The sequence below is a fragment of the Bartonella vinsonii subsp. arupensis OK-94-513 genome, from assembly GCF_000278235.1.
In the GTDB taxonomy this organism is placed as follows: Bacteria; Pseudomonadota; Alphaproteobacteria; order Rhizobiales; family Rhizobiaceae; genus Bartonella; species Bartonella arupensis.
Map to the genome: position 1 here is coordinate 41141 of NZ_JH725037.1, position 11950 is coordinate 53090.

General features: G+C 38.3%; 11 protein-coding genes. 6 read left to right on the forward strand and 5 right to left on the reverse strand.

The window, feature by feature from the left end:
- The first annotated feature begins 29 nt into the window (after positions 1–29).
- The 4 genes from ME1_RS00150 to ME1_RS00165 all read left to right on the forward strand — a co-directional run bounded on the left by ME1_RS00150 (position 30) and on the right by ME1_RS00165 (position 6336).
- Positions 30–1355, forward strand: coding sequence for a TolC family outer membrane protein (locus ME1_RS00150; RefSeq protein WP_004861809.1), 1326 nt, complete (start codon positions 30–32; stop codon positions 1353–1355).
- Positions 1356–1611: 256 nt separating this feature from the next.
- The gene (locus tag ME1_RS00155) at positions 1612–2178 is read left to right on the forward strand and encodes a DUF2497 domain-containing protein (protein WP_004861811.1); all 567 of its coding nucleotides are present in this window, start codon (positions 1612–1614) and stop codon (positions 2176–2178) included.
- A gap of 161 nt (positions 2179–2339) precedes the next feature.
- The gene (locus ME1_RS00160; protein WP_004861813.1) at positions 2340–5063 is read left to right on the forward strand and encodes a valine--tRNA ligase; all 2724 of its coding nucleotides are present in this window, start codon (positions 2340–2342) and stop codon (positions 5061–5063) included.
- 481 nt (positions 5064–5544) lie between these two features.
- Positions 5545–6336, forward strand: coding sequence for a tetratricopeptide repeat protein (locus tag ME1_RS00165; protein WP_004861815.1), 792 nt, complete (start codon positions 5545–5547; stop codon positions 6334–6336).
- Between the two features lie 98 nt (positions 6337–6434).
- On the opposite strand, the gene ME1_RS00170 is transcribed toward ME1_RS00165, so the two are convergent.
- From ME1_RS00170 to xth, 5 genes are all read right to left on the reverse strand, one after another.
- The gene (locus ME1_RS00170; protein ID WP_004861818.1) at positions 6435–7181 is read right to left on the reverse strand and encodes an amino acid ABC transporter ATP-binding protein; all 747 of its coding nucleotides are present in this window, start codon (positions 7179–7181) and stop codon (positions 6435–6437) included.
- A 12-nt stretch (positions 7182–7193) separates the two neighbouring features.
- Entirely contained in the window at positions 7194–7910 is a 717-nt protein-coding gene (locus ME1_RS00175) for an amino acid ABC transporter permease (protein ID WP_004861821.1), read from the reverse strand.
- A gap of 2 nt (positions 7911–7912) precedes the next feature.
- Positions 7913–8665, reverse strand: coding sequence for an amino acid ABC transporter permease (locus ME1_RS00180; RefSeq protein WP_004861823.1), 753 nt, complete (start codon positions 8663–8665; stop codon positions 7913–7915).
- 84 nt (positions 8666–8749) lie between these two features.
- The gene (locus ME1_RS00185) at positions 8750–9655 is read right to left on the reverse strand and encodes a transporter substrate-binding domain-containing protein (RefSeq protein ID WP_004861828.1); all 906 of its coding nucleotides are present in this window, start codon (positions 9653–9655) and stop codon (positions 8750–8752) included.
- 132 nt (positions 9656–9787) lie between these two features.
- A complete protein-coding gene (xth, locus tag ME1_RS00190; RefSeq protein ID WP_035009314.1) occupies positions 9788–10570 on the reverse strand; it encodes an exodeoxyribonuclease III in 783 nt (260 codons plus the stop codon).
- A gap of 512 nt (positions 10571–11082) precedes the next feature.
- Between xth and rpsL the strand changes: the two genes are divergently transcribed.
- Together rpsL and rpsG are read left to right on the forward strand one after the other, a co-directional pair.
- Positions 11083–11454 (forward strand): 30S ribosomal protein S12, encoded by a 372-nt coding sequence (gene rpsL / locus ME1_RS00195; RefSeq protein ID WP_004859227.1) that lies wholly within the window; start codon positions 11083–11085, stop codon positions 11452–11454.
- 18 nt (positions 11455–11472) lie between these two features.
- Positions 11473–11943, forward strand: a complete 471-nt coding sequence (rpsG, locus tag ME1_RS00200; RefSeq protein WP_004861835.1) for a 30S ribosomal protein S7 — start codon at positions 11473–11475, stop codon at positions 11941–11943.
- The last annotated feature ends 7 nt before the right edge of the window (positions 11944–11950 follow it).

Below are 11950 nucleotides of genomic sequence, written 5' to 3' on the forward strand. Positions count from 1 at the left end.
TGTTTTGTTTGTAAGTAAAAGATAATTTTATGATTAATGTGGGGTTTGTTATTGTGTGTAGTGTGTTCAAAATAAACAAGAAATTTCAGGCAAGTTTGTTGCTGGTTTTGAGTGTTTTATTCTCAGGATCTGTTTGTGCTGAAACATTGATGGATGCTTTTGCTAAAGCTTATATACACAATACTAAGTTAAAGAGTGAACGTGCTGCTGTGCGTATATCGAGTGATGATGTGGTTATTGCACGGTCTGGGCTCTTACCACAAATTGAAGGGGTTGGAAGCTATGGGCGGAGTAAGTCCATGGCGGGTCCTTATACCACTTCTGGATCTATAGGAATAAGATTAAATCAAAGATTATTCGATGGTTTTATCACGCAGAACATGTTTTCTTCAGCTCAGGTTAAGTTACAGGCACAGCGTGAGTATCTTCGTAATGCTGAGCAAAATACGTTTCTCGACACTGTAACAGCCTATGCTAATGTGTATCAAGCGCGCCGTATTGCTGATCTTCGTAGAGAAAATTTGGCTGCTCTTGAAGAGCAAGTTCGTTCGAATAAAGCAAAATTTGATGTGGGAGAAGGAGGGCGTGTTGATCTTTCTCAAGCTCAAGCTGCTCGTTCTGTAGCTGTTTCAGAACTGAGTCTTGCACGTGCTGATGTAAAATCAGCAGAAGCAGCCTATAGACAAGTTATTGGTTTTGATCCTGAGAAATTACAGCGTCCACCAGTGGCAAAAGATTTGCCGATCAATCTTGATGCTGCTTACCAACTGAGTGTACTTATGCATCCAGCAATTCTTTATGCAAAATATTTGGTTGATGCAGGACTTTACAATGTAAAGGCGAAAGAAGGATCGTTGCTCCCTAAAGTTGATTTTTCTGCAACAGCATCTTATAATCGTATTTACAGTGGTGCTGGGGAGGATGGTGTTTCTAAATCAATAGGATTATCAGTGAGTGTTCCTATTTTTGAAGGTGGGCGTACGTCTGCTCAAATTCGCCAATCTAAGGAACAACTTGGGCAGGCTCATCTTCAGCTTGATTTAGCTCAGAGTAGTACAAGACAAGCACTTACTTCTGCTTGGTTTCAGTTGGAGGGTGCTCGCGCATCTGTCGTTGCTTATCGCGAGAGTGTTCGTGCTGCTGAAATTGCTCTTAAGGGGCGTGTCCAAGAAAATCGTGTGGGGCAAGCAACAACATTGGATGTTTTAAATTCTCGTACTCAGTTGATTAATGCGCAAATTGCACTTGCTACAGCAGAGCGTAATGCTGTTGTTGCGAGCTATAGCGTTCAATCTTCCATTGGTAAATTGACTGCAAATTATTTAGGTTTAAAAACGGTTAAATATATCCGATAATGCATAAAAGTAATTTTTAAATTAAATTTGCAAATAATTTTAGTCTGTAATGGGGGGCAGTTAATCGATAGTGGGGCCTGGTTTAGAAAACATAGTCTAGAGTTTTGTTTTATAAACAAAGAAAGTTGTGTGTAGCGCCTTATTCATGACAGGCACCTTTGAAAATATAGTGGGAGATGTGTTGATCTTATGATTCTTTTGCTTACACTAAAAATGTGATTCTGTTTTTTGTTGCGTCTTTGAGAGGTTTATAAGTATGGTACAGAGTTCAAGCGTGTTACGTGAGCCAAGTATGGATGAAATTTTGACATCTATTCGTGAAATAATCGAAGAAAATGCGGTTCAACCTGATCACTTTTTAAATGAAGGTGGTACAATGAATACCTCTGCAGATCGTTTAGAAGAAACATCGAAAGGTGGTTATGAGACGACCTTATCTGTTGATGATGCAATGAAAGCTTTGGCTGATCGTATTGGCCTTTCTTCTGAAAACCAGGCTTCTTTGTCCATGCAAGAAAAAGAGAATGTAGAGGCAGAAAATAGTACGGTTGGCGTGAATATGCAAAAGGTGAAGCTTTCTTCTGAAGAACAGCACCCTGTACATAAAACAAAAGAATACGGTGATGAGAACCGTGTTTCTCAGGCTGGAAGTAGAGCGACGACTCGTGTAGAATTGTCTGAATATTGTCTTTCTTCTGCGGAGCAAATTGCAAAGGATGTATTGCGTCCAGCTATAGCAGAATGGTTACAATGTAAATTACCTGTTTTGCTTGAGAATATTTTGCGTGAAGAAATTGTTAAAGCAATTAAGAAATCCTCTTAATTATTTGTTTTTTATTACTTTTGCGCTTTCCATTTTAATTTTATATGAGATTCTGTTTGCAGTTTTGCAAGCGTGATATCAATAGATGAGGTTTTTAGGGAATATGATCGGATTTTAGATCATGTCCTGCATTTTTTAGCGGCGTTATATGGGTGGGTAGAATGTTAGAGAAAAACTATGATGCTGCTTCTATAGAGCAACGGGTCGCAAAAAGATGGGAGGCTCGTGGTGCTTTTGAAGCGGGAGCAGGTTCAAAAAGTGATGCAGAACCCTTTTGTGTTATGCTTCCGCCTCCCAATGTTACCGGCTCACTTCATATGGGACACGCACTGAATACGACAATCCAAGATATTATGGTTCGGTTTCAGCGGATGCGGGGTAAGAATGTGTTATGGCAGCCAGGTATGGATCATGCTGGGATTGCTACGCAAATGGTTGTTGAGCGTCAACTGGCAGAGCGTCAAGAGCCAACGCGCCAAGAAATGGGGAGAGAAAAATTTGTTGAGCGGATTTGGGAATGGCGTCATGAGGCGGGTGGAATTATTGCAAACCAGTTACGTCGACTGGGTGTTTCGTGTGATTGGTCGCGTGAGCGGTTTACAATGGATGAAGGTTTGTCCCAGGCTGTTCGTGAGGTTTTTGTCACGCTTTATAAGCAAGGGTTGATATATAGAGATAAGCGCTTAGTTAATTGGGATCCTAAATTGCTAACGGCTATTTCAGATCTTGAAGTTGAGCAAAAAGAGATCAATGGTCATTTGTGGCATTTTAGATATCCACTTGAAGGTAAAGTTTTTGATCCGAGTGATGCTACAACTTTTATAACAGTGGCGACAACACGTCCAGAAACAATGCTTGGTGATACGGGAATTGCAGTTAATCCTGAAGATGATCGTTATAAAAATCTTATAGGCCAAAATGCTATCTTGCCGCTTGTTGGGCGTAGGTTATTAATTGTTGGTGATTCTTACGCAGATCCTGATGCAGGGAGTGGTGCTGTAAAAATTACACCTGCACATGATTTTAATGATTTTGAAGTAGGGCAGCGCAACAATCTACGTTTGATCAATATTTTTACAAAAAAGGCTGAGATTTTTCTTCGTGAGAATGAAGCATTTTTTGAGGGTTTGATTTTATCAGATGAATTAAAGCTCTTAGTGGAAAATTTAGATCAATCTGACCGTTTTTTTGCACGTGATCGTATCGTTTCTTTGATGGAAGAGGGAGGATATTTAGCAGCGGTTGATGATCATCCACACACTGTTCCTCATGGGGATCGTAGTGGGGTACCTATTGAACCATTCTTGACAGATCAATGGTATGTTCATGCAGCGGAATTAGCTAAGCCAGCGATAGAGGCTGTTCGTTGCGGGAAAACACAATTTGTGCCTGATAGTTGGAAGAAAACCTATTTCAATTGGATGCAAAATATTCAACCTTGGTGCATTTCGCGGCAATTATGGTGGGGACATCAAATACCGGCTTGGTATGGTCCTGATGGTACGGTTTTTGTTGAAAAAAGTGAAGAAGAAGCTTTGTCTGCGGCTCTCTCTCATTATGGCGAAGTGGTTGAATTAACCCGTGATGAAGATGTCTTAGATACATGGTTTTCTTCTGCTCTTTGGCCTTTTTCAACACTAGGTTGGCCAAATAAAACGCCTGAATTAGCTACCTTTTATCCAACATCTCTATCGGTTACAGGGTTTGATATCATCTTTTTCTGGGTCGCGCGTATGATGATGATGGGACTGCACTTTATGGGTGAAGTTCCTTTCCCAACGGTTTATGTGCACGCTTTGGTCCGAGATCAGAAGGGAGCAAAGATGTCAAAGTCGAAGGGGAATATTATTGATCCATTGGAGCTCATTGATCAATACAGTGCAGATGCACTCCGTTTTACTTTGGCTATTATGGCGGCGCAAGGTCGTGATGTCAAACTTGATCCTTCCCGTATTGCAGGTTATCGTAATTTTTCTACGAAATTATGGAATGCTACCCGATTTGCAAAGATGAACGGTGTTAAGCATGATCCAGATTTTAAGCCAGAAAAAGCAAAACTTGCGCTTAATCGTTGGATTTTGACAGAGTTATCTAAAACTGCTTCAGCAGTAACTATTGGTATTGAAAATTATAAATTTAATGAATCTGCCAGTGCACTTTACCGCTTTATTTGGAATACACTCTGTGACTGGTATTTGGAACTTCTCAAACCTATATTTCAAGGTTCAAATGAGGAGGCTAAAAATGAGGCTCAGGCTTGTACCGCTTGGGTTTTAGATGAGGTTTATAAGCTTCTTCATCCTTTTATGCCTCATATGACAGAGGAGTTGTGGTCTCTTACAGAAACGCCAAGCATGAAGCGTACAGATATGTTGGCATTGATACAGTGGCCAGAAGAAATGTTTGCAGATGAAGAATCCGCCGCTGATATTAATTGGCTTATTGATGTGGTTAGTGGAATTCGGTCTGTGCGTTTTGAAATGAATATTCCCGCAGGAACATTAGCACCTCTTGTTATTGTAGAAGGAGGGGAAATAACACAAGATCGTGTGCAGCGCTATGATACTCTTCTTAAGAAGTTAGCGCGTATTGAAACAATTCATTTCTCTGATAAGGTTCCGGCTATATCAGCACAAATGATTTTGGGAGAGGCGATTTTTTGTTTACCATTGGGGCAGTTGATTGATTTGGAAGCTGAACGTGCTCGTTTGATGAAAGATATGAGAAAAATTGAACAGGATATTGAAAAAATATCGGTTAAATTAAACAATCCTAAATTTGTAGCAAATGCAAAACCGGAAATTGTTGAGATTGAGCGTGACAGGATTATAGAATTGCATGCTGCACACAAGAAAATATCTGTTGCTTTAGAACGCTTGACGTAATTGGTCTTTTATTCCCTGTTTTTCTCGTGAATGTTATCATGGAAAGACAACGGAACTTTATCATTTTTACATTGATAAAATAAGTTTTTATATTTATTTTTAATGTTGCTTACCGTTTTTAACATTTAAACGGTTTCTTAATATTTCATGCATTTTAAAATTCCTTTTTAGAACACATAATTTCTCTTTTAAGCGGTTTCTGTTATTTCAGAATAAGAATGTTGAAATACCCAAACGCTATAATATCCAAGTGATCTATTATAAAATACAAAACTGTTGTTTATGATTAAAAATCAATTTGTTACATATAAGAATAAAAGATTATTTTAAGGCAATATTTTTTGCGATTTCCATTTATTTATCTTTCTGTTAGCATTCTTATATTCAGAGTTTCTTCTTTTACTGAAAAGATTCTGAATTCATAAAAAGAATTTTGTAGTAAAAGTAATGATTGAAAATGAGATAATGGGGGGAGATTTAGATGGTAAAAAGGTTTAAGTTTTGGCAAAAAGTTGCCCTTATTATTACTGTTGGGGGTGTTCTTTCTACTGCTTACGTCATAGATGTAAATAGTGGGAAAAAAGTTACTAATGATTCATTTTATTTTTTAAAACGCGGTATGTCTGCTTATAAAAATGGGCAAATAAATCAGGCACTTTCAGCGTTACGTTGTGCAGCCGATATGGGAAATATTGATGCGCGCTGGAAGCTTGGCTCTATTTATGCAGAGGGTGATGGTGTCCCTGAAGATGATTATAAGGCATACAATTTTTTTGCATCTATCGTTGAAAAGGGTGTTGATCTAGGTTCAGAGGATGCAAGCTATGTTTCTGATGCATTGGTTAGGCTTGCTGGGTATATAAAAAAAGGTATCCCTCAGTCACCTGTAAAACCTAATCCTTCTTACGCTGCTCGCCTTTATATGCAGGCTGCGATGAATTATGGAAATTCTAAAGCTCAGTACCATTTAGGAAAGATGTTTTTAAAGGGTGAGGGAAGAGAGAAAAACCTTGTACAGGCAGCACGATGGTTTCAGCTTTCAGCAAAAAAGGGAAATCCTCCAGCTCAAGCAATGCTTGGAAATATGCTGATTCAGGAAGGAAAAATTGTTCGCGGCACAGCAATGTTAACAGTAGCCTATCAAAAAGCTAATGCAAAAGATCGAGATTGGATTGCTCCTCTACAAGAGAATGCTTTCGCCCTTTGTGATGAATTTGAAAAGCGTAAAGCACTCTCACTGGCTGGTGATATTTTAAAAAATAACAGTTTTTGAATATCTTATTACAATATTTTCCTGTGTATCTGATACTAGATTCTAATCGCTCATTGTTTGAGCTTATAATCAGGTGACTCTGGATTATAATATGACTCCTAATGGCTAAGGATTTTAGACAAAAAATCTTGTGCACGCGGTGTTCTGGCTTGTGGATCAGAAAAGAACTCTTTAGATGAGCAGTCTTCAAGAATTTTTCCTTGATCCATGAAAATAACACGTTCAGAGACTTTTTGCGCAAATCCCATTTCATGTGTTACACAAATCATCGTCATACCTTCTTCTGCTAAGCTGATCATGACATCGAGCACTTCACCCACCATTTCAGGATCTAGAGCAGATGTTGGTTCATCAAAAAGCATAACAAGCGGATCCATAGTTAAAGCACGCGCGATAGCAACGCGTTGCTGCTGACCCCCAGATAATTGACCAGGATATTTATTTTTATGATCGATGAGCCCAACGCGTTCAAGATATAACAAACCACGTTCAAGTGCTTCTTTTTTGCTGCGCTTTAAGACTTTGATTTGTGCAATTGTTAAATTTTCCGTGACAGATAGATGGGGGAAAAGTTCGAAGTGTTGAAATACCATTCCCACCTGACTACGCAATTTAGGCAAATTCGTTTTTTTTGAATGAACAGGTGTTCCATTAATCCAAATTTCACCTTTTTGAAAAGGGACGAGAGCGTTAATGGTTTTAATGAGTGTTGATTTACCTGAACCGGATGGTCCACAAACCACAACAACTTCTCCTTTGTTGATATTGGTTGTGCAGTTTTTAAGAACATTAATTTCGCCATACCAGTTGGAAACATTTTTTATTTCGATCATATGAGTAGACATTTTTTCTTCCTATTAGCGAATAATGGATATTTTTTTCTGTAGATATACGACTATCTGTGAAAGTGTAAAACAGATAACAAAATAGAAAATAGCTGCTAAGATATAGGCTTCTTGCTTTACACCGAAATTGTTAGCAACAATATCAAAACCATTCAAAAGGCTATGTCCACTGATTGCATAAACAAGTGTTGTATCCTGAAAGAGAATAATAACTTGGGTTAAGAAAACTGGCAACATATCTCTAAAAGCTTGGGGAAGAATGACAATGTACATATTTTGCCAATATGTCATTCCGAGCGCTTGCCCTGCATGTTTTTGTCCTTGCGCAACAGAATTTATACCAGCACGCATAATTTCGGCAAAATAAGCGGTTTCAAATGCAGTGAAGGTGATGAGCGCTGATTTATTTGCACCAATTGATGTTCCAGTTAGGAAAGGTAAAAGGACAAAAAACCATAAGATAACCATAACAAGCGGTATTGAACGCATGGCAGTTATGTAAATTATCGCAAGCCAAGAGAGCAGTTTCATAGAAGAAAGCCGCATCATTGCTAAGAGAGTGCCGAAGATAAGTCCTAATATCGTTGCAAAAATGGTTAAAAAAACACTAAAGAGTAAACCTGACAGAATATAAGAACAGAATATATCAAAAGTGAAAAATGAAAAATCAAAGTCTGAAAAATTGAAAGGAAAAGAAAATTCAAACTTCGAGGTTATGAAATTTATCATCTTCAGTGTTCCCCCGTTTGAACATTAGGAATTTTGAGCATTTGCTCAATAATTGTCATGATGATGAAAACGAACAAAGCTATAAAAATATAAAGAATCGTGACAATTAAATAGTTTTCATAAACATGACTTACTTCTTCAATTGTTTGGTACTGAAATTGCATCAATTCATTTATCGAAACGGCAAATGCTATAGATGAATTCTTCACAATACCCATTGCTTCTGAAGTAAGCGGTGGCATGATTGTACGCATAGCACGCGGTAATATGATATAGCGATAAATTTGATAGGTTGTAAATCCCATTGCCATAGCTGCGTAGCGTTGTCCAGAAGGAATGGACTCAATCCCTGAGCGAACCTGTTCTGCAATGCGGGCGGATGTAAAGAAGCCTAAGGCACATGTTATGAGGAGAATAGGCGAAAAGTTCATCGCTGGTGGATAAATTTTAGGCACAACAAAATACCATAAAAATACTTGTACAAGCAAAGGAATGTTACGCATAATCTCTACCCAGATACTTCCGATAGAACGCAATAGGCAACGGATCATGGAAGTGTTTGGTAGGGTGCGTATTGTTCCTATAATGATACCAAAAAATACAGCTAAGATTAGTGAAGAAACAGACAATATCACCGTATTTTTTAAGCCATCAAGCAGTGTATCTAAGTAGGTATGACGCACACCAGGAGTTCCAAGGCATCCAGCCACGAACGTTTGGGTAAGATCATCTGTACAAAGAAAAGAAAAGTCCATTAATTGATTTTCCTGAATTTATTAAAAAATGAACCAAAACATAACCACACTCAATTTTCAAAGAGTGTGGTTGTTTTTTGAATTTTATAATTTATTTTCTGTATAGTTTTCACGAGGTTTATTATTGGGATGCTCCCAAGCATATTTTGTTGCTTGAGATAAAGGAAGGTTAACAATAGTATTTGCGGGCGGAATTGGTTTCATAAACCATTTATCGTAAAGTTTTTCAAGTGATTCATTTTTGATTTGGCGCACAATACTGTCATTGATTTCTTTTTCAAAGTTTTTGTCATTTAATCGGAGCATACAAGCGATTGGTTCGACTGAAAGCACTGGATCAAGAATGACATAATCGGATGGCTTTTTTGATTTTGCAATAAGCCCTGCAAGAATTGAAGCATCCATAACAAATGCATCCGCACGGCCAGATTCTAATAATAAGAAACTGTCTCCATGATCTTTGCCTTTTACAACATTAAAGTGAATATTTTTTGCACGCTTATTTTTGCGGATAAGCCGAACAGATGTTGTACCAGTAGTGGTTGCAACTGTTTTTCCATTTAAATCATCAAGAGATTTAATGTTGGAGTTTTTCTTTACAGCAATTCGAACTTCTTCAACGTAAGTGGTATAAGCAAATGCGGCTTCTTTACTGCGCGCAATATCATTTGTTGTTGAACCACATTCAAAATCATAAGTGCTATTTTTTAAGAGAGGGATTCTATTTTGCGATGTGATGGGAAGATAATGAATTTTGATTGGCTTACCAATTTTTTTTGAAATATCGTCAACAATACGCTCTGCCATCTCTGTGTGAAAACCTACATATTTATCATTACCTAGGGCATAGGCTAAACCTGATGATTCGCGAACACCCAGCGTGACCTCTCCTGTTTTTTTTATTTTTTCAAGTGTATCATTTTCAGCGTGTGCTATACTTGTGAGCCCAATAGCCGTTGCTGCAATAAATATTAACAATGACTTTTTCATTATGTCCTCCATTCATTTATATTTTTTGTTCTTGTTTTATTGTTTAAGATATATTGTCAAGCACGATGTAGCACGAATTATATTTGAGATGGGATATTTTTTTATCTCAATAAATCAGCTGTTGTACTCTCGTTAATTGAAATTAAGATGTGCCCAAACAGGAGTATGGTCCGATGGTTTTTGATACCCTCTTACTTCTTTTTGGCTATAGGCACAGATAAGTTGATCAACAGCTTCTGGTGACAATAGCAAGTGATCAATGCGAATTCCATTATTTTTCTGCCATGCACCAGCTTGAAAATCCCAGAAACTGAATGAGGGAGTTTCTGTGACATTACGAATAGCATCATAAAAACCTAAATGAATAATGCGTTGGAAGGCTTGTCTTGTTTGTGGAAGGAATAAGGCATCATGATTCCATTCTTGAGGATTTTTTGCGTCTAATGGGGTAGGGATGACATTATAATCACCAGCTAGGACAAGGGGTTCTTCATATGCAAGCAATGATTTTGCATGTGCATACAATCTTTCCATCCATTCTATTTTATAAGGATATTTTTCGCTTGTAATAGGGTTTCCATTTGGCAAATAGAGGGATGCAACACGGATAACGCCTTTATTTGTTGAGTAAACGGCTTCAATGTATCGGGTTTGTTCATCATTATCATTGCCCGGTAATCGGCGGATGACTTCATCAGGTGTTTTTTTAGAGAGAATCGCAACCCCATTAAAACTTTTTTGTCCGTGTGTTTCTATATGATACCCTAAGCCTTCAATTGCACTGCGGGGGAAATTTTCATCGGTACTTTTTATTTCTTGTAGACAGACTATATCGGGTTGGTTTTGCTGTAACCATTGACACAATGTTTCATGCCGCGCTTTTATTCCAGCAATATTCCACGTTACTATTTTCATGGCACTCATCTTAAATATTATCGGTGCTGTTTTTTTGCATCGTTAAAATGTCCTATAAATATCTCCAAGACTTGTACTCTTTAATCACATTGCTGTTCTTCTTTGTGTAGAGATACTACTATGGGAATTTAATTTATCAAGAACTTCTGTAAAATCCAAACTAAAGTCTTATAATTTAATTTATTTTTTTATTTTTAAACTTTCTGATGTTTAGTTCTTGACGAATGTATATGTTCTCGCTATTAGAGATCACTATAACCAGTGTGAGAGTGATTGGTGATTTCGGGGCTTTACTCGAGAAGTCATTTAAACGGGTTTTATAAAAGATTAAAAGCAAATGCCAGTGCAAAAGGCTCGTGCCTTCTCTGCTTGTAATCGGGTAAGCTGTTTATAACAGGCGTGCCCGATTTTGTGTGTAAGCTTAGGTGTTTATTTTGATTCTGTCGAAATAAATGGAATGTAGAAAAGCCCAATTGGGCAAAACGAACGTAGATCAAAAAGAGGAAGGTTGTATGCCTACCGTAAACCAGTTGATTCGCAAGCCGCGTGTAGCGCCAGTTAAGCGTAATAAGGTTCCTGCTCTTCAGTCGAATCCGCAGAAACGTGGGGTTTGTACGCGTGTCTATACAACGACACCGAAAAAACCGAATTCTGCACTTCGTAAAGTTGCTAAAGTCCGTTTGACAAATGGATTTGAAGTGATAGGTTATATTCCTGGAGAGGGGCATAATCTTCAAGAGCACTCTGTTGTAATGATTCGGGGTGGTCGTGTGAAGGATTTGCCAGGAGTTCGTTATCACATTATTCGTGGTTTGCTTGATACGCAGGGTGTCAAGAATCGTAAACAGCGTCGTTCAAAATATGGCGCGAAGCGTCCAAAATAATATTGAGAGACAAAGCTAATGTCCCGTCGCCATAGAGCAGAAAAACGTGAAATTAATCCTGATCCCAAGTTTGGTGATTTGGTTATTACGAAATTTATGAATGCCATTATGTTTGATGGTAAAAAATCAGTTGCTGAGCGTATTGTTTATGGTGCGCTTGAGGTTGTGGAAAAGAAGGTGAAGACGGATCCTGTGGCTCTGTTTCATCAGGCGTTGGAGAATGTTTCTCCTCATATTGAGGTTCGTTCACGGCGTGTTGGTGGTGCTACTTATCAGGTTCCGATAGATGTTCGTCCTGATCGTCGTCAGGCGCTTGCTATTCGCTGGTTGATTTCGGCAGCTCGTGGACGGAATGAGACGACAATGATTGATCGTCTTTCTGGTGAGTTGATGGATGCGGCTAATAATCGCGGTTCTGCGGTAAAGAAGCGTGAGGATGTTCATCGTATGGCTGAGGCTAATCGTGCATTCGCTCATTATCGCTGGTAGGCGTGTT

Excerpts from the sequence above, each read along its gene's own strand:
- ME1_RS00150 (WP_004861809.1), top strand. The coding sequence starts at position 30 with ATGATTAATGTGGGGTTTGTTATTGTGTGTAGTGTGTTCAAAATAAAC.
- ME1_RS00155 (WP_004861811.1), top strand. The coding sequence starts at position 1,612 with ATGGTACAGAGTTCAAGCGTGTTACGTGAGCCAAGTATGGATGAAATT.
- ME1_RS00160 (WP_004861813.1), top strand. The coding sequence starts at position 2,340 with ATGTTAGAGAAAAACTATGATGCTGCTTCTATAGAGCAACGGGTCGCA.
- ME1_RS00165 (WP_004861815.1), top strand. The coding sequence starts at position 5,545 with ATGGTAAAAAGGTTTAAGTTTTGGCAAAAAGTTGCCCTTATTATTACT.
- ME1_RS00170 (WP_004861818.1), bottom strand. The coding sequence starts at position 7,181 with ATGTCTACTCATATGATCGAAATAAAAAATGTTTCCAACTGGTATGGC.
- ME1_RS00175 (WP_004861821.1), bottom strand. The coding sequence starts at position 7,910 with ATGATAAATTTCATAACCTCGAAGTTTGAATTTTCTTTTCCTTTCAAT.
- ME1_RS00180 (WP_004861823.1), bottom strand. The coding sequence starts at position 8,665 with ATGGACTTTTCTTTTCTTTGTACAGATGATCTTACCCAAACGTTCGTG.
- ME1_RS00185 (WP_004861828.1), bottom strand. The coding sequence starts at position 9,655 with ATGAAAAAGTCATTGTTAATATTTATTGCAGCAACGGCTATTGGGCTC.
- xth (WP_035009314.1), bottom strand. The coding sequence starts at position 10,570 with ATGAAAATAGTAACGTGGAATATTGCTGGAATAAAAGCGCGGCATGAA.
- rpsL (WP_004859227.1), top strand. The coding sequence starts at position 11,083 with ATGCCTACCGTAAACCAGTTGATTCGCAAGCCGCGTGTAGCGCCAGTT.
- rpsG (WP_004861835.1), top strand. The coding sequence starts at position 11,473 with ATGTCCCGTCGCCATAGAGCAGAAAAACGTGAAATTAATCCTGATCCC.